General features: G+C 55.9%; 14 protein-coding genes. 6 read left to right on the top strand and 8 right to left on the bottom strand.

The features are described 5' to 3' along the window. Positions 1–8: 8 nt before the first annotated feature. Together H7849_RS13800 and H7849_RS13795 are read right to left on the bottom strand one after the other, a co-directional pair. Entirely contained in the window at positions 9–899 is an 891-nt protein-coding gene (locus H7849_RS13800; protein ID WP_251106262.1) for an SAM hydrolase/SAM-dependent halogenase family protein, read from the bottom strand. A gap of 84 nt (positions 900–983) precedes the next feature. Then, positions 984–1583 (bottom strand): YkgJ family cysteine cluster protein, encoded by a 600-nt coding sequence (locus H7849_RS13795; RefSeq protein ID WP_186740010.1) that lies wholly within the window; start codon positions 1581–1583, stop codon positions 984–986. Positions 1584–1793: 210 nt separating this feature from the next. Here H7849_RS13795 and H7849_RS13790 point away from each other — a divergent pair, with 210 nt between their 5' ends. The 6 genes from H7849_RS13790 to fahA all read left to right on the top strand — a co-directional run bounded on the left by H7849_RS13790 (position 1794) and on the right by fahA (position 8230). Continuing rightward, on the top strand, positions 1794–2582 hold the full coding sequence (locus H7849_RS13790; RefSeq protein WP_251106261.1) for a hypothetical protein: 789 nt from the start codon (positions 1794–1796) through the stop codon (positions 2580–2582). Beyond that, positions 2579–3925: a multicopper oxidase family protein gene (locus tag H7849_RS13785; protein ID WP_251106260.1), complete on the top strand. Its 1347-nt coding sequence runs from the start codon at positions 2579–2581 to the stop codon at positions 3923–3925. Before H7849_RS13790 ends, H7849_RS13785 begins: the two co-directional genes overlap by 4 nt. 3 nt (positions 3926–3928) lie before the next feature. Beyond that, positions 3929–4669 carry an SIR2 family NAD-dependent protein deacylase gene (locus H7849_RS13780; protein ID WP_251106259.1) on the top strand — a complete coding sequence of 247 codons (741 nt, stop codon included), beginning with the start codon at positions 3929–3931 and terminating at the stop codon, positions 4667–4669. A 77-nt stretch (positions 4670–4746) separates the two neighbouring features. Continuing rightward, complete coding sequence (hmgA, locus tag H7849_RS13775; protein WP_186740008.1) at positions 4747–6048, top strand: homogentisate 1,2-dioxygenase; 1302 nt, start codon at positions 4747–4749, stop codon at positions 6046–6048. A gap of 20 nt (positions 6049–6068) precedes the next feature. Beyond that, positions 6069–6941 carry a hypothetical protein gene (locus H7849_RS13770; protein ID WP_186740006.1) on the top strand — a complete coding sequence of 291 codons (873 nt, stop codon included), beginning with the start codon at positions 6069–6071 and terminating at the stop codon, positions 6939–6941. Beyond that, positions 6932–8230, top strand: coding sequence for a fumarylacetoacetase (gene fahA, locus H7849_RS13765; RefSeq protein WP_186740004.1), 1299 nt, complete (start codon positions 6932–6934; stop codon positions 8228–8230). The genes H7849_RS13770 and fahA overlap by 10 nt, the downstream gene beginning before the upstream one ends. A 2-nt stretch (positions 8231–8232) precedes the next feature. On the opposite strand, the gene H7849_RS13760 is transcribed toward fahA, so the two are convergent. The 6 genes from H7849_RS13760 to H7849_RS13735 form a co-directional block, all read right to left on the bottom strand. Beyond that, a complete protein-coding gene (locus H7849_RS13760; RefSeq protein ID WP_186740002.1) occupies positions 8233–8979 on the bottom strand; it encodes a copper homeostasis protein CutC in 747 nt (248 codons plus the stop codon). 23 nt (positions 8980–9002) lie between these two features. Beyond that, entirely contained in the window at positions 9003–9521 is a 519-nt protein-coding gene (locus tag H7849_RS13755) for a hypothetical protein (RefSeq protein ID WP_186740000.1), read from the bottom strand. Between the two features lie 57 nt (positions 9522–9578). Continuing rightward, positions 9579–10661, bottom strand: coding sequence for a LacI family DNA-binding transcriptional regulator (locus tag H7849_RS13750; RefSeq protein ID WP_186739998.1), 1083 nt, complete (start codon positions 10659–10661; stop codon positions 9579–9581). 50 nt (positions 10662–10711) lie between these two features. Further along, positions 10712–12208: a xylulokinase gene (gene xylB / locus H7849_RS13745; protein WP_186739996.1), complete on the bottom strand. Its 1497-nt coding sequence runs from the start codon at positions 12206–12208 to the stop codon at positions 10712–10714. A gap of 92 nt (positions 12209–12300) precedes the next feature. Then, positions 12301–14793, bottom strand: a complete 2493-nt coding sequence (locus H7849_RS13740) for an ABC transporter permease (RefSeq protein ID WP_186739994.1) — start codon at positions 14791–14793, stop codon at positions 12301–12303. A gap of 28 nt (positions 14794–14821) precedes the next feature. After that, on the bottom strand, positions 14822–17296 hold the full coding sequence (locus tag H7849_RS13735; protein ID WP_186739992.1) for an ABC transporter permease: 2475 nt from the start codon (positions 17294–17296) through the stop codon (positions 14822–14824). Positions 17297–17451 lie beyond the last annotated feature (155 nt).

Below are 17451 nucleotides of genomic sequence, written 5' to 3'. Positions count from 1 at the left end.
ATGCAATGTTATTTCTTCGGGATGAAGAGATCTGTGGGCGGTGTGATCTTGTAGGTCTCAGCAAAATTGCGCTGGTTGATTCCCAGGCTCAATCGGCCACGCGAATCGATGTAGAAGAGTGGCTTGCCTAGCGGAACATCGCTGAAGGTTTTCTCGAAGGGGAATTCGTATTTGTGGTTATTCAGCGTTACGGGCACCTTATCGCCAAGTTGATAGCCGAGCTTGGCAAAAGTGTCGGACGGCACGTTCAGGACCAGATTCCCAAAAGGTCCATCGGTTCCGATGACCTGTCCTTGAAGACCTTTGTCGTCTACTGTCGCTGTGTGAATGTCGAGGCGCACCAACTTTGACACATCGAGTTCTGGACCAGCCTGCGTCCAGTCGTCACCACGGGCGAGATGCGCGCCAGCGGGAGAAAAAATGTCGCGGCCGTGAAAGGTGGAAGAGAGCTTCGATCCGATCATCCATTGAGTGTTCGTAATTTCGCGGGCGGCTTCGATGCCGTCGCGGTCCTGCACCAGAGTGAGGAGTCCATTGTCCGGGAGAACGAAGTACTGGCCTACTTTTGATTTTGCGATGATCGCCTTGCGCGCGCTGCCGACTCCGGGATCAATGACGACGACGAAGATCGCGTCCTTTTGGAAGTAGGGTGCAGAGCCGGCGAGAAAGCGCGCTCCCTCTGCGATATCGAATGGCGTTACCTGGTGGGTGATGTCGATGATGCGCACTCCGGGCGCGATTCCGTCCATGACTGCTTTGCAAATACCGATGGCGTCATCGCGGACATCAAAGTCAGTCATGAAGCCGATGGTGTGCGGCGGCGGAGGGGGCAACGTGGTTTGAACGGTGTTGCAGCCGACTGAGATGAGGCAGACCGCCAGCATCGCGGAGGAGGACAAGAAATGCCTGCGCAAGAACGAGATCAAAGTTACATCCCCTGGAGAGAAATAGGACAGTGTTGCTAATGAATGTAGCAGGAGGTGCTATCGATGTAACGCAAAAGCGACGATGGTGTTGCCATGTTGGCCGGTCTCCGTTTCGACCTGCGATTCTAGTTCGGCCTCCAGCGCGTCAGTACCCAGGTGCATCTCGCATGCTGCGATTTCGTCTTCGCTCGCGTCGTGATAGCAAAGCTCGCAGACGCCAAGGCCATCTTCGGATCGCACTGGAGGGCCAAAAACACGACAGGTCATCGGACGGGCGGTATACAAATCGCACATGCCCGTCTCGGGGTCGAGCACTGGACAGACCTCATCGTTCGCAAAATCCGCAAATTGCTCTTGTGCCTCAGGTGACTCTTCCAGGATTCCGGTATGGACATTTCCGGGAAAATCGGCGGCGATTCGTGAAACCGAAAGGTGAACGCGTTCCAGAATTCGCGCAGCGCGTTGCGGGTCGGTCGCTTCAAGCTGTCGCAATCCTGTGCGGAGACGTTCCGCATCCAGTTGGCTGATGGCAAACGCTCCCACACAGCATTGCGTGCATCCCGGACGACAGACAAGCCACTCACCGCTGCGGAGAGCGGTATCAGCTAATGCTGCATCGACGATCTGTACGAGATGCTGATCACGCGATGGGAGCATGCCTTGAGCATAGCTGGAAATCGGACCAGTGCGGTCTCCGATTGGTTTTGCTTATGACAGTGATAGGAAATGAATCTGATTCGGCCGGTAGTATCCTGTCATCAACTATGCAGGAGTATCTGCTTGCCCCTGAAAACAGTCTTGTTGAAGCCCAAGCGGAAGAAAAAATCTGCCTTTGGCGTCCTTTTTCTGATGTGTTGCAGCCCTTTAGTGGTCCGACCACTTGCAGCACAAGACAATTACGAAATTCAGGTCTATGGTTCTCAGACGGTTGCACCGAAGACGACCATGTTGGAACTGCACAGCAACTTCACGGTGGATGGATCAAAGCCTCTTCCCGGGTCGGAATACACGGCAGACGGCACGTACCCGACAAATCATGCATTGCATGAGACTGTCGAGATTACGCAGGGGCTTACCAGTTGGTCGGAAGTGGGCTTTTACATTTTCACCAGCTCGCGGAGCGGGCAGGGCATTCAATGGGTAGGCGATCACATTCGGCCGCGTGTGCGCGTTCCGGACAGCTGGCACTGGCCTGTCGGTGTGAGCCTTTCGACTGAAATTGGATATCAGCGGCGCGACTTTTCGACGGATACGTGGACCTGGGAGATTCGGCCCATCGTCGACAAGCAGATAGGGCGCTGGTATTTCGCCGTGAATCCTGCGCTCGAACGCTCTTTTCACGGGCAGAGCGTTTCGCAGGGAGTTGGATTTTCGCCGAATGCCAAGATCAGTTATGACTTCACCAAGGTCATCACTGGCGGGCTTGAATACTATGCGTCATATGGGAGACTCGGCAGCTTCGACGATTTTCACAATCAGCAGCAGCAGTTTTTCCCGGCTATCGATCTCAATGTCTCGCCAAACTGGGAGATCAACTTTGGCGTGGGCATAGGTCCCACAGCGGGAACCGATCACCTGATCGTGAAAGCTATTGTTGGTCGACGTTTCGACTGGTCAGGCCACCATGAGCGCGGAAGTTCGATGAGTACGCAATGAGGATGAATCGCCGGGATTTTCTTGCGGGTAGCGGTGCTCTTGCGGCGAAGTCTGGTGTCGGTCATCTGACAAGAGCGTGGGGACAGCAGCCGGCAGATATCGCGCTGACCATCGCGAACCTCGATCTGGAGATTGCTGCCGGTAAGACGATCCACACTGTCGCGTATAACGGAACGGTTCCCGGTCCGCTGATTCGTTGGCCTGAGGGTAAGCCGATCACGATTGATGTTTCGAACCAGACGGATGCGCCAGAGATCGTGCATTGGCATGGCCTATGGATCCCTTCAGATGTGGATGGCTCCATGGAAGAGGGATCTCCCATGATTCCTGCGCATGGCCGTCAGCGATATAGCTTTACTCCGCGACCATCGGGCTTTCGCTGGTATCACACGCACACCTACGCCGGTCACAACCTGCGAAGAGCTACTTACTCAGGGCAGTTCGGCTGTTTTTATATTGACCCCAAGGAGAACGCGGGAGTTTTCGATCAGGAGATTTTCCTTACGCTGCATGATTGGAACGGATATATGGGTGGCGGCGGAGATACTTCGATGGACGTGAGCTACGACTATGCCACGATCAACAGCAAGATGCTTGGCGCTGGCGAACCGATTCGCGTGAAGCAGGGCCAGCGCGTTCTCTTGCATATTCTGAATGCGAGCGCGACGCTAACGCACTGGTTGGCGTGTTCCGGACATGAGATGCAGGTCGTCGCCATGGATGGTAACCCTGTGCCCGTGCAGAAGAATGTGCAGGCTGTGCGCCTCGCGCCGGCCGAGCGAATCGATGTTGCGATCGAAATGAAGCAGGCTGGCGTCTGGATTCTTGGAGAAACGCGCGACGATCTTCGCAAGGCAGGGATGGGCATTGTTATTGAGTATGCGAATCAGCAGGGCGACGCGCGATGGCTCTCTCCACCTGAAATACTCTGGGACTATGCGCATTTTGCACGTTCGCAAAAGGCAGCAGAGCCCGACGTACGCATTCCTCTAGTCTTCCGCTCTAAATTTACGGGGCATGGCGACTTTGACCACTGGATGATTAACGGCAAGTCTTTTCCTAAGACTGATATGATCACGCTGCAGCAGGGCAAGCGATATCGCTTGTCGATGCAGAACGAGAGTACCGACGATCACCCTATCCACCTGCATCGTCACACGTTTGAAGTCACAAGTCTTGATGGAACCAGCATCAGTGGCCTTATGAAAGATGTGCTTGTAGTGAAGGCGAAGAGCACTGCTGAGGTCGACTTCACTGCGTCGAACCCGGGCATGACGCTTTTTCATTGTCATCAGCAGAGTCACATGGATTTCGGGTTTATGATGCTTTTCCGCTACGCTTGATGCGTGAGCACAATCATTCCGATCACGTTGAAGGATCGCATTTTCGTTCTTACCGGCGCCGGCATCAGTGCCGAAAGCGGCATTCCTACTTTTCGCGATAGCGATGGGCTTTGGAGCGGATATCGGGTTGAAGATGTAGCGAGCCCTGAGGCGTGGGAGTCGAATCCGGAACTGGTGTGGCGGTTTTACTCCATGCGGCGACGGGACGCGCAGAGATGTGAGCCAAACCCAGCGCACTCAGCTCTGGCTGCTCTTGAGGCGCAATTGGGAGATCGGTTCTTTCTCTGTACGCAGAATGTGGATGACCTCCATGAGCGCGCCGGAGCACACAACCTGGTCCACATGCATGGAGAGCTTTTTTCTTCGCGCTGCGAATCCGATTGCGGTGCGCCGGTTTTCATCGACAGAAAGTTTTACGAATCGGCAAGCGAGATTCCAACTTGCGCATGTGGTGCGCAGATTCGTCCGAATATTGTGTGGTTTGGGGAGTATCCGCTGGAGATGGAATGCATCATGCGTGAAATCGATTTCTGCAGCGTGATGCTTGTGGTGGGGACGTCGGGAAATGTGCATCCGGCTGCCAGCTTTGTGCACTGGGCCAATCAGCGTAACTTGCCAGCAACGCCAAAAGTCCGCACCTACTACGTTGGACCCGAAAAGCCACTGAATGCGGGCGCGTTTACGGAGGTTGTGCTGGGCAAGGCCGGCGAGGTGTTGCCGAAGCTCTTTTCCGTTGAGCGATAACGCCTGAAGGGTTTGCCAAAGCCACGCTCCTCCCGGTAGCTTATAGAGTTTTGACGTCTTCGATTCAGGGAGAAACAATGCCAGCTTCTACGCTGAAATATCAGTCGGGGTTCGCCAATGAGTTTGCAACCGAAGCTGTCTCGGGCGCTTTACCTCAAGGACAGAATGCGCCACAGAAGCATCCGCTCGGTCTCTATACCGAGCAATTCAGCGGAACATCCTTTACATCACCACGGCACGTGAACCGCCGTACCTGGACTTATCGCATCAAGCCATCGGTTACGCACAAGCCCTACGAGGAATATTCGACGCGCCTGATGCGCAGTGGCCCGTTTACTGAAGTGCCGACGCTGCCGAATCAGCTTCGCTGGGATCCGATTCCGATCCCGTCGGAACCGACGGACTTCGTTGATGGCATTATCACGCTGGGCGGCAATGGTGATCCGGCGATGCAAACGGGAGTTGGCATTCATCTCTACGCCATCAATAAGTCGATGGACGATCGATTCTTCTACAACGCCGATGGCGAATTGCTGCTCGTTCCGCAACAAGGCGGTCTGCGCGTCCATACGGAACTGGGCATCATCGGTGTCGTTCCAGGCGAGATTTGTGTGTTGCCGCGTGGATTGAAATTTCGTGTTGTTCTCGAAGAGAAAGCGGCTCGCGGGTATATTTGCGAGAATTATGGGCAACCGTTTCGCTTGCCTGATCTTGGTCCGATCGGAGCCAACGGGCTGGCGAATGCGCGCGACTTTCTTTATCCGGTTGCTGCGTATGAAGATCGCGAGGGCGGCTTTCATATCGTCAGTAAATTTCTTGGAAATCTCTGGATTGCAGAGATCGATCATTCGCCACTGGATGTTGTTGCATGGCATGGTAACTATGCCCCGTACAAATACGATCTAAAGAACTTTAACTGCATTAACACGGTATCTTTCGATCATCCTGATCCGTCGATCTACACGGTGCTCACTGCGCCCAGCCTGATCCCAGGCACTGCCAACGTCGACTTTGCCATCTTTCCACCGCGATGGATGGTGGCGGAACACACCTTCCGTCCGCCGTGGTTCCATCGCAACATGATGAATGAGTTCATGGGTCTGATCTTCGGCCAATATGACGCAAAGGCGGAGGGCTTTGTGCCGGGCGGAGCGAGCCTGCACAACTGCATGGCCGGTCACGGTCCTGATGCGGAAACGTTTGAGCGCGCCAGCAGCGCGGAACTTAAACCGCAGTATCTTGGCAATACGCTTGCGTTCATGTTTGAAACGCAGCTGGCGGTGCGGCCAACGAAGTTCGCTCTGGAGACGAAAATCCTGCAGCATGAATATTACGAATGCTGGCAGGGGTTGAAGAAACATTTCAAGCCCGGCAATTGAACGGAAATCAGGACGAAGGAATGACAGTTACGCGTGCTCTGCTCGAAGGTATCATCGACTACGCAGGCCTCTTCCCTCCGGCGTCTCTCGACATGCAAACAGCGGTCCGCAACTACTCTGCGTATCGAACGTGCGAGGATGCATGGATGCTCGGCAGATTCGTCGTGCCTGCACAGAGATTGACCGAATTCACAGCGGCATTTGCTGAAGCCTGTTGCAGCGAACAGATGTCTCCGTGGCTTCTGAGTGTGCTTAGTTCGGGCGAGACGGATGAGGATGCGAATCTGATTGAGCCATTCAGCGAGGGGGCAGCTTTTCTGGATGCTATTGAGCTGAAGGCTCCCGATGTTGCGCAACTTGAGCAGAGGCTCGCTTCTGCTCCATCGGGCATGGTGGCGTATGCAGAATTCCAGTCGCAACAGAGCGACGCGATACTGCCTGTGTTGAGCAAGTTTGACGCAAGAGCCAAGATCCGCACTGGGGGCGTCACGGCTGATGCGATCCCAAGCACGCAGGAGATTGCCGACTTTCTGATCGCCTGCGCAAAGGCGAAGATTCCCTTTAAAGCGACAGCCGGATTGCATCATCCTCTGCGCTCGACGAAAAAGCTTACCTATGAAGAGAACAGCGCATCAGCCGTGATGCACGGATTTGTGAACGTATTTGTAGCAGCGGCGATTGCATATCAAGGCGCGGCCAGAGAGGATGTGATCGGTTTGTTGAATGAGGAATCGCCTGCCGCATTTCAGTGGAAGAAAGATACGCTGAAATGGAACAGCTATCGCCTTTCGACAAAGCAGATCAAGGCTGCTCGCCAACAGTTTGCGATTGGATTCGGTTCCTGTTCATTCACTGAGCCGGTTGCTGAACTGAAGGCTTTGGGATGGCTGTGACGGTGGATAAGAGCTGGGTGGAATCGGCCAACGATAGCGCAACGGATTTTCCATTGCAGAATTTGCCGTTCGGTGTTTTCTCAGCAAGTGAGCTCAAGCCTCGGATTGGGGTTGCGATTGGTGATCGGGTCCTGGACATTCGTGCCTGCGCTGAACAAGGGCTGTTTCGGGCGCTGGACCCTCTGTTGCAACAGGCCTGTACCGCCGCCACGCTCAATGGTCTTATGTCACATGGACGCCGGGCTGCAGCGACATTGCGCGCGCGTCTTATCGAGATACTTCGTATAGACGTCGCACCGGAAATCCGTAGCAAGGTTGAGCGAAATTTGCGTTCTGCGGGCGAAACTACGATGCATCTGCCTACAGCAATCGGCGACTACACGGATTTCTATGCATCGATCTATCATGCGACCAACGTTGGCAGGTTATTCAGACCGGATAACCCGCTGCTACCGAATTACAAGCACGTCCCCATTGGCTACCATGGGCGCGCGTCATCCATTGTGGTTAGTGGGACGGAAATCAAACGCCCCTGTGGACAGACAAAGGCAGCAGACGCTGAGAGTCCTGCCTTCGGTCCGAGCCGACTGCTTGATTATGAACTCGAAGTGGGATTTTTTGTTGCAGAAGGGAATCGCCGAGGCGAGCCTGTTTCCTTGTCTGAGGCCGAGAGCCACATCTTTGGGCTTTGCCTTTTGAATGACTGGTCGGCTCGCGATATTCAGGCCTGGGAGTATCAGCCGCTGGGTCCTTTTCTAGCCAAAAGTTTTGCAACGAGTGTTTCTCCGTGGGTTGTGACTTTGGATGCGCTTGAACCGTTTCGCACGCATGCTTTCGAGCGTGCTCCTGGCGATCCGCAGCCGTTGCCGTACCTCAATTCCGAGTCGAACCAGAAGCGTGGCGGGATTGATCTGAAGCTCGAGGTCTTGCTCTCATCGCGGCGCATTCGCGAAGCAGGACAAGCGCCCGCGCGCATCAGCAGAGGCAACGCACGCGATTTGTACTGGACACTGGCGCAAATGCTCACGCATCACACCAGCAACGGTTGCAATCTGCAGCCGGGCGATTTGCTGGCTTCAGGAACGGTTTCCGGCGCGGCGAAAGAGTCGGTCGGCTCTTTGCTGGAGATGACACAGCGCGGAGCGGAGCCGATTCCGCTGCCGAGTGGCGAAACGCGTAAATTTCTTGAGGATGGAGACGAGGTGATTTTTCGCGCTTACTGCGAGCGGGAAGGCCATCCCCGTATTGGTTTCGGCGAATGCCGTGGCGTGATCCAGCCTGCGTCCTGATGTTATGAATTCAGAATTCGGACTACATCCCGCACGGCATCTTCCGGCGTGACAAAGCGCACATATTCACGACCTTCCACGCCGCCCATCGGAATCTCGGCTTTACGAAACTGCATGGCGCTCGGTATCTCTGTTTCAAGAGCGATGTGAACTTCGCTCGCGCCGGTCGCTGCAAGAATGGACTGGACGTTGTCTTGACGAATTCCGCAGCCGGGCATGACGATGATGCGTCCTTTTGCTGCTTGGACCATTCTTGCCACCATTGGTCCGCCATCCACCACTGACGGTTGACCGCCGGAAGTGAGCACACGTGCGGCTCCTGTTGAAATCACGTCCTCGAGTGCTTCCAGCAGGTCACGCGAGACGTCGATGGCGCGATGAAATGTGACCGGCAGCGGTCGAGCCAGATCGACCAACTCCTGGGTGCGTTCTACGTCGACCGTGCCGTTAGCCCGCAGCAGGCCGAGCACAATGCCATCGGCGCCAAGCTCTTTTACCATGCGGATGTCATGCTTCATCGAGGCAAACTCGAGATCTGTATAGAGGAAATCGCCTCCGCGTGGGCGAATCATCACGTTAATGGCGATCTTTGCGTTCTCTCGCGCCGCGCGAATCGTTCCAGCGCTCGGTGTTGTGCCGCCCTCCAGCAAATTAGCGCAGAGCTCTATGCGCTGTGCGCCTCCGAGATCGGCGGCGATGACTGAGTCAACCGACTCAAGGCAGATTTCGAGTGTTATGGGGTTTTCCATGAAAGGTAAATCGTATTCCAATGTTACTTCGCTTGCGCGAAAGATACGTAATCGCGCCCGAAATAGAGTCGATATTGATCGCCGTCGGCGTTGAGCTGCAGAGGCATGGGTCGCTTCAATTCTGTATCGTGAGTCACTGGAGCGGTGAACAGATCATGGGCCGCAATATCCATCACAATGAAATGGTCTTTAACGATGCCTACGCCGTATGCGCCAGGTTTCAACGTCTGTCCGCTGAAATCGAGCGGAACTTCGGTGATGAAGTAGGCCTGATATTTCTGTTGCACTCCGCTGGAATATCCGGAGTTGTCAACCAGAGCGGTGAGCATGAACATATCGTCCGCAAAATGGATGCCTGCTGAGTTGCGCGTCTGCACGGTGGCCGACTGGCCGCGAAAGAATACGGCATCCGGCAGCACCTTTGCTGCCTCAGCAGCGTGCAGAATTGTCGGCGGCGTTGGCTGGGCAAAGATCGTGGTTGATGCGATGAGCAAGATGGCAGCCCACAGAGCTGCAAATACCTGACGGCGTGAAGCCTTCATTTTTGTGTCCCGGAAAATGAAATCAGCCAAAAGAGTATACCGTGTTCAGGCACTGGTTTAGCGCTTGCGCGCAATCCGCTTCGGTTTGGGGGGACACGTTGATTCGCGGATAATCAGCTCTGGCACTATGGCGATGTGCTCCGGATAATCCTTGAGTCCTTGAATGCGCTGCAACAGGAACCGGGCTGCATTGATGCCCATGGTGTGCAGTGGCTGTCGTATCGTTGTCAGGCTTGGATTGTGATACGCCGCCCCCTGAATGTCATCGAAGCCGACAATTGACACATCTTCGGGCACACTCAGACCGTGATCACGGAAGGCGCGAATGGCTCCGATGGCCGCTACATCGTTGAAAGATACGAGCGCGGTAAATGGACGGTTCTGCGCCAGCAACTGTTGCACCACTGGATAGCCAAGCTCGGGTGACGAGACGTTGACCTCCAGTTGCACTGTCAGTTCCGGAGGCACTTCGAGGCCCAGCTTTCTGGCGACGGACATGAAGCTGTTCCAGCGATCCTCTGAATCTGAGCTGAAGGTCTGTCCGCGCATGAAAGCAATTTGTCTGTGCCCTAACTGATACAGGTGATGCAGTGCCAATTCGGCGGCTCGTTTGTGATCAAGCGTAATGCTGGTGACACCTTCAATTTTCTTGTGCCCGGCAACTGCTATCACAGGGAGGGGCAGGCTGTGCTGCAACGCAGTATCGATTGCGATGAAGCCTTCGACGGAACGATCCATCAGAAGACGGGGATATTCTTCGATCAAGTCTGCTTTGCGCCGATGGCTTGCCGTCAGGTAGAAATAGCCTTCTTCGACGAGAACCTCTTCGATGCCATCCATTACCAGCACTGAGTAGCCATCGCTCAGCTCGGGAACAAGTACGCCGACAGAGAAGGATTGTTTTCGACGGAGCGATCGCGCATAGAAGCTGGGACGGTAGTCGAATTTCTTTGCAGCAGCCAGCACGCGATCGCGCGTCTCCTGTGGAATGGAACGCACGCCCGGGGCGTTATTCAGGACTAAAGAGATGGTGGCTGGCGAAAGATCTAGATAATCTCCCAGGATTTTCAGACTGATGGGCCGGCCCGGAAGGAACTCACTTTTCTTGAGTTCCATGACGGGAGACTTGCGTTTAGGCATACAAGTCTTTGTAGATGTTGCAGAAGAAATGTTCAATATAAATTCAGGGCTTAGAAGCTCGGAGGAATTCCTTCTCGCACAGAACGCAGCGCAGGATATAGCCGCCGAAACAGTTTGTAACCATCAGCATAGCTCAGTGTTGCCGCTGGATCAGGAGGAATCTGCTCGGCCACCCTGATTGCTGCAGCGCATGCGGCATCCGTATCAAGCCATGCGCCTGCTCCCACTCCTGCCAATAGCGCGGCGCCGAAGGCTGCACCTTCTTCGGCTACCAGAACATCGCTGATATAGCCATAAACGCCGGCCTGAATGGACCGCCAGAGCTGCCCGCGTGCCCCCCCGCCACCCAGGCGTACGCCCTTCACGGGAATTCCGAGTTCGGCGAATAGAGTGAATGTGTCCTTCAACGAATAGGCAACGCCTTCGAGCACAGAACGTACCAGGTGGCCGCGGGTGTGCGAAGCGGTGATGCCATAAAAGGCAGCTGTCGCTTGGGAATCGAGATGGGGGGTGCGTTCGCCAAGCAGATAAGGCGCCCAGATGAGGCCTTCGCTGCCTGCAGGAATTTGCGCGGCTTCGGAGGTCAGAGCGTCGTAGTTTGAACCGGGTGCAACGATGTCGCGCAACCAACGCAGAGAGAGGCCTGCCGCCTGCGTTACTCCCATCACATGCCAGCGTTCCGGAACCGCGTGACAGAAAGTGTGCAGGCGCCCAAGGGGATCTTTTGTCGGTGCTGCGGTTGCGGCAAAGACTACACCCGAAGTGCCGATTGTGGCCGACACGGAGCCCGGCTGCAGAATGCCCATCCCAACAGCGCCTGCGCCTTGATCGCCTGCTCCGGCGACGATAGGTGTTCCGGTGACCAAGCTTGTTTTCTCCGCTGCTTCTCTCGAGATGTGAGCGCAGATTTCGGGTGATTCGAAGAGCTGTGGCAGCCATGCCTCGTCGATTCCCGCGATCCGCGCAACTTCCGAAGACCAGCGTCGGTGGGTCACGTCAAGCAGAAGAGTGCCGGATGCTTCCTGCACGTCCATTGCATAGGTGCCGGTTAATCGGAAGCGAACGTAATCCTTGGGGCAGAGAACATGCGCAATGCGAGCAAAGATTTCCGGCTCGTGATCGCGCACCCAGAGGAGCTTCGTCAGAGTGAAGTTCGGCAGTGCTGGATTGCAGGTCAGTTCAATAAGGCGCTCGCGACCGATCCGTTCATGCAGCCAGTCACATTGCGCGTCGGTTCGTTGATCGCACCAGATGAGAGATGGGCGGAGCACGCGGCCCTCGGCGTCGAGCATGACTGCGCCATGCATCTGGCCGGTGAGCCCAATGGCTTTAATCCCAGATGCCGCTACGCCGCTTGTAGCCAGCACTTCCCGAATCGCTGCCTGCGCTGCTCGCCACCAGTCTTCCGGTTCCTGTTCAGCCCATCCGGGCTTCGGGCTGCGAAAGGGCGCATGTTCGCTGGCCGCTTCTTTCACCACCCGACCATGTTGATCGACCAATACCGCACGGGTCCCGCCGGTGCCTACATCGATTCCGAGAAAATTCACTGAAAGTCCTTAACTAAAGCGAATTAGTGAACGCATCCCAATGTATCACCTGCGGTTTTGTGAGGCTCTTCACAGTAAAAAGACGTGAAAGTCTATTCCGCCCGCAGAGCCATCAGCGGGTCTACGCTGGCTGCCCGGTTGGCCGGAATCAGGCTGGCAATGGCGGCTACCAAAGCGACGCCAAGCACTGCCAGCACGTAGCTTAAAGCGTCGTATGGCTTGACCCCGTAGAGCGCTGAGGCCAGCTCTCTGCTAACGAAGATGGCCAGGGGCACTCCTGCAAGAATGCCAATCCCAGTCATAAGAAGGCTGTCGCGCAGAACCATCCAGACGACTTGTTTACGCTGCGCACCGATGGCCATGCGCACGCCAATCTCTACGGTGCGGTTGTTCACGTAGTAAGCCAGCGTTCCATAAAGTCCGGTGGCTACGAGAACCACTGCCAGCAGTGCGAAGAAGCCTGCGAGGCGGCCAAAGAGCAGCTGCTGCGAGATGCTCTCTTCGTATTGCGCGCGCTGTGTCATGGGCTGCATTAGCGGCAGGTTGGGATCGATTTGCTGCACGACCTTGCGCACTGCGGGCAGGATCGCCATGGGATCGCCGTGTACGCGCATTTCGAAGTGCATTTCACCGATGGTCTTTTGCTGCGTGTACGCGAACCACTGCATGGGGATCGGTTTTTCTTCGATGCTGCGGTACTTGTGGTTCTTGACTACGCCGACGATCACCACGTCATCTTTGGGGTCGCGCCAGCTCAGGTGATGGCCGAGGGGATTCTCGTTGGGCAGGAAGCGCTGGGCGAAAAGTTCGTTGATGATGGCAACTTTCGGTGATGCCGCTGTATCGGAGTCGGCAAAATCGCGGCCCGCAACAATGGGCACACCGAGAGTCTGGAAAAAGTCAGGGCCAACAATATTTGCCCGGGCCATGGCATTGTCGCCGTCGGAATTGGGTGGCTTCTTGCCGTCGATTTTGCCCACGTCGTCGTTGTTCGACCAGCCGGAACCGATTCTGTCTTCCATGAGCGTTACTGACTGAACACCCGGGAGTGTACGCAGTTTGTCTGTCAGGTTCTGGTAGAAGGCCACGCCATCGGCGAACGAATGCACATGCTGAGGATTGATTCCGAAAACGACCAGTCCCTGCGTGCGCATGCCGAGCGGGAGGTTCTCAAGATTGCGTAATGTGCGAATCAGTAGTCCTCCGCCGACGAGCAAAACGAGGCAAAGCGCCATCTGCAGGGTCACGATGATTTTTCCCACACGCGCCTTGCCCGCGTCGGTATTGCTGGTAGCAGCAGAAGTCTTCAGCACGAGTCCCGGGCCGCCGGAGAGTGCCACGCGCAAAGGCGCCAATCCAAAGGCCAGCGCTGCGCCCAGCAAAATGACCAGCGTAAAGAGCAGTACGGTGCGATCCGGCGCGAGGCTGGCTTCGATCTGCGACCAGGCTGCAAGCGATCGCGTGGCTCCTGAGGCAAAGAGCCATGCCAGCACTCCACCGAGCGCAACCAGCAGCATGCTCTCGGTGAGTAGTTGGCGAAACAGCTCCTTGCGGCCTGCGCCGAGTGCAAGACGCAGCGAGAACTCGCGCTGCCGCGTCGTGTTCCGCGCCATCAACAGCATCACCACGTTGCTCAGAGCAATCAGCAGAACGAGCCCGACCATCGCCATCAAGATCCTGAGCGGCTTGCCGTAGTCTTCGTCATATCCGGGGAAGTTCTTGGCATCCTGAAAGCTGAGGACCGGGCGTTTTTCTCCTGGCTCAGGATTGCCGATGCCGATGTATGCCGCCGTCTGGAAAATGGGCTGTAGCTGTGCAATCGCCCGCTCTCTCGTAATACCTGGAGCGAGGCGCGCAAGCATCCGCAGGCACCACCAGTCAGGCCTCTGCAGATAGGTTTTGCCATCTTGTGCTGGTGTGCTCCAGGCGTTGAGTTCCACGCGGCTCTGTAGGGGAATCCAGAAGTCGGTGGAACTTCCCGGCTCAACGCCTTCAAAGCCTTCGGCTGCGATTCCAACGATTGTGAGGGGAACGCCTTTTACATAGAGGGTTTTGCCGAGAAGATCGGGGTTGCGCGAGAAGCGCTGCGTCCAGTAGTTGTAGCTGATGACGGCAATGGGAGCATGCTGCGCCTCATCCTGCGTAGTGAAGCCGCGTCCACGCGCCACAGATACACCCAAGCCGGAGAAGAAATTGCCGCTGACCATGTCGCCTTCGGCTTCCTCTGGTTGGGGGCCGACGCGGACGGCGACTTTGCTGCCACCGGAACTGATCGGGACGTATGCGATGACTTCAGAGAGCGCGTTCTTCTGTTGTCGAAGTTCTTCGTAAACGGGATAGGAAAACGAGGTATTCCAGTCGCCGGTGTTGTTGCCGTGATGAGGTGCGCCCGAAGTGTTGAGGTACACCACGCGTTCGGGGTCAGTTACGGGCAACGACTTCAACAGCACTGCATTCATCACGCTGAAGACCGCTGTGTTCGCGCCAATTCCCAGCGCCAATGTCAGCACGCAAACAACCGTGAACCCCGGAGTTTTTCTCAGTTGGCGAATTCCGTATCGCAGATCGCTTAGGAATGTAGTCATCCATTCACCTCGCCTACGGGAGTTCACTTCACTCGGTTCGCAGGGCAGTCAGCGGATCGATACTTGCGGCGCGACGCGCCGGGATCATACTCGCTGCGATGGCGACAACGGATACGCCAAGTATCGCGAATATGTAAATCGATGCGTCGAATGGTTTCACGCCATACAATGCGGAGGTTAACGCCCTGCTCGCCAGCATGGCGAGCGGTATCCCAACGCCAATGCCGACGGCGGTCAGAATCAGACTGTCGCGAAGAACCATCCAGACCACCTGTCCGCGTCCTGCGCCCACGGCCATGCGCACTCCGATCTCGACAGTGCGATTGTTCACGCGATATGCCAGTGTTCCATAGAGGCCAGTTGCGACGAGGACCACAGCCAGCAATCCGAAGAATCCAGCGAGACGTGCAAATAGAAGCTGCTGTGAGATGGTCGTCTCATATTGTGCCCGCTGCGTGATTGGTTCGATCAATGGCAGGTTCGGGTCCTGCTCTTGTATGACTTTGCGCACGGATGGCAGAATCGCCAGCGGTTCGCCCTTGACACGCAATTCAACGTGCATTTTGCCGACTGGCGGACCTTGCGTGTACGGAACCCACGCCATAGGGATCGGCTCTTCATCGATGCTGCGGTATTTGTGGTTCTTCACCACCCCGACGACTGTGAATTGGAACTTTCCATCATTCGTGCCGATGCGATGTCCAAGAGGATTCTGGTTCGGTAGAAAACGCTGTGCGAAGAGTTCGTTGATGATGGCGACCGGCGGCGAGGCAGCCGTGTCGGAATCGGCAAAGTCGCGGCCTTCGAGGATCGGCACGCCGAGTGTGTGGAAGAAGTCTGACCCGACGACATTATTGCGTACGGTCTTTGAGCTGTCAGGCACGTCGGGCAGCTTGCCATCTACGGTCATGGAGAAGTTATCTGACCACCACGAGCCGAGGCGCTCTTCCATGATGGTTACGGATTCGACGCCGGGGAGTGCGCGGAGCTTGTTGGTTAGCGTCTGGTAGAAGGTTATAGCCTCTGCCGTTGAGTGGGTGTTCGGCTTTATACCAAAGACAACAAGGCCATCGACCCGCATTCCGAGAGGGATATCTTGAAGATTGCGCAGCGTGCTGACGAGCAATCCGCCACCGACCAAAAGCACGAGACACAATGCCATCTGCAGCGCGACGACGATTTTCCCAGTGCGCGTTTTACCTGCGTCCGTGTTCGATGTGGCAGAGGAGGTTTTTAGCACCAGCTCAGGTCCAGACGAGAGGGCTGCGCGCAGTGGCGCCAATCCAAATAAGAATGCGGTCAGTATGAGAACGGTCAGCGTGAAAAACAGGACAGTCTGGTCCGGAGCTAGAGTGGACTCGATCTGCGCCCAGCTTCCGAGAGCTTTCGTAGCAGCCATCGCAAAGAGCCACGCCAGCCCGCCTCCCATCGCCACCAGCAGCAGGCTTTCGGTTAATAGTTGACGGAATAACTCTTTGCGCCCTGCGCCCAGAGCAAGGCGTAACGAAAACTCCCGCTGGCGTGTTGCGTTGCGCGCCAACAACAGCATGACGATGTTGCTTAGCGCGATTAACAGCACGAAGCCCACCATCGCCATCAGCATTTTGAGCAGCTTGCCGTACATATTGTCGTATCCGGGGAAGTTACTTGCGTCGTCGAAGCTCAGAACCGGTCGCTTTTCCCCTGGTTCAGGATTGCCAAGGCCAATGTACGCTGCGGACTGAAACACGGACTGCAACTGCGCGGCAGCCTGTTCTTTTGTCACACCGGGAGCCAATCGTCCCAGCAGACGCATGCACCACCAGGTTGGGTTGGTGATATAGGTCTTGCCATCTTCTGGAGGATTACCCCATGCATTCAATTCTTCGCGGCTCTGCAGGGGAATCCAGAAGTCGGTTGAACCGCCGGCCTCTGTACCTTCAAAGCCCTCTGCTGCGATTCCCACGATCGTGACCGGAATGCTGTTTACGTACAGCGCTTTGCCCAGCACGTCAGGATTGCGTGAAAAACGTGAAGTCCAGTAGTTGTAGCTAATCACGGCAATGGGAGCATGGCTGGCTTCGTCCTGTTCGGTAAAGCCGTGCCCACGAACGAGCTGCACGCCCAAGCCGGAGAAATAATTGCCGCTCACCATGTCGCCTTCGGCTTCTTCTGGCTGCATACCATAACGCACGGCGACCTTGGCTGTAGACAGCGGCACATAGGCCATCAAATCCGTCAACACTTGAGTCTGATGGCGGAGCGCATCGTAGACCGAATAGGGGAAGGTTTCCTGCGAGTCGATTGTGCCTGTTCTGTGCGGAGCATGGGAGGTGCGCAAATAGACGACATGCTGGGGATCGGCTACGGGGAGCGACTTGAGTAGTACGGAGTTCATCACGCTGAATACGGCGGTGTTCGCTCCGATTCCCAGCGCCAGGGTTAAGACGCAGACAAGCGTGAATCCGGGTGTTTTCCTCAATTGCCGAAATGAATACCGCAGATCGTTCAACAGGCTGGTCATGTAGGTGATTCCGTCGTTGGAGTCTGGTGAGCCATCAACTACGGTGCAGCTTGAGAGCCACAATGCGCCGCGCTTAACCCGTTGAAAACTTTGAAGGATACCTGGGGCAAGTGATGACTTCGCTGTCCACAAGCGGATGCAGGCGTCCGCTTCTG

Source organism: Alloacidobacterium dinghuense (assembly GCF_014274465.1).
GTDB classification, from domain to species: Bacteria; Acidobacteriota; Terriglobia; order Terriglobales; family Acidobacteriaceae; genus Alloacidobacterium; species Alloacidobacterium dinghuense.
This window is presented reverse-complemented; position numbering and strand designations above follow the sequence as displayed.

Bases quoted from the DNA above. Each gene is read 5' to 3' on its own strand.
- H7849_RS13750 (WP_186739998.1), bottom strand. From the start codon at position 10,661: ATGCCTAAACGCAAGTCTCCCGTCATGGAACTCAAGAAAAGTGAGTTC.
- H7849_RS13770 (WP_186740006.1), top strand. From the start codon at position 6,069: ATGACAGTTACGCGTGCTCTGCTCGAAGGTATCATCGACTACGCAGGC.
- H7849_RS13785 (WP_251106260.1), top strand. From the start codon at position 2,579: ATGAGGATGAATCGCCGGGATTTTCTTGCGGGTAGCGGTGCTCTTGCG.
- H7849_RS13755 (WP_186740000.1), bottom strand. From the start codon at position 9,521: ATGAAGGCTTCACGCCGTCAGGTATTTGCAGCTCTGTGGGCTGCCATC.
- hmgA (WP_186740008.1), top strand. From the start codon at position 4,747: ATGCCAGCTTCTACGCTGAAATATCAGTCGGGGTTCGCCAATGAGTTT.
- H7849_RS13740 (WP_186739994.1), bottom strand. From the start codon at position 14,793: ATGACTACATTCCTAAGCGATCTGCGATACGGAATTCGCCAACTGAGA.
- H7849_RS13735 (WP_186739992.1), bottom strand. From the start codon at position 17,296: ATGACCAGCCTGTTGAACGATCTGCGGTATTCATTTCGGCAATTGAGG.
- fahA (WP_186740004.1), top strand. From the start codon at position 6,932: ATGGCTGTGACGGTGGATAAGAGCTGGGTGGAATCGGCCAACGATAGC.
- H7849_RS13795 (WP_186740010.1), bottom strand. From the start codon at position 1,583: ATGCTCCCATCGCGTGATCAGCATCTCGTACAGATCGTCGATGCAGCA.
- H7849_RS13760 (WP_186740002.1), bottom strand. From the start codon at position 8,979: ATGGAAAACCCCATAACACTCGAAATCTGCCTTGAGTCGGTTGACTCA.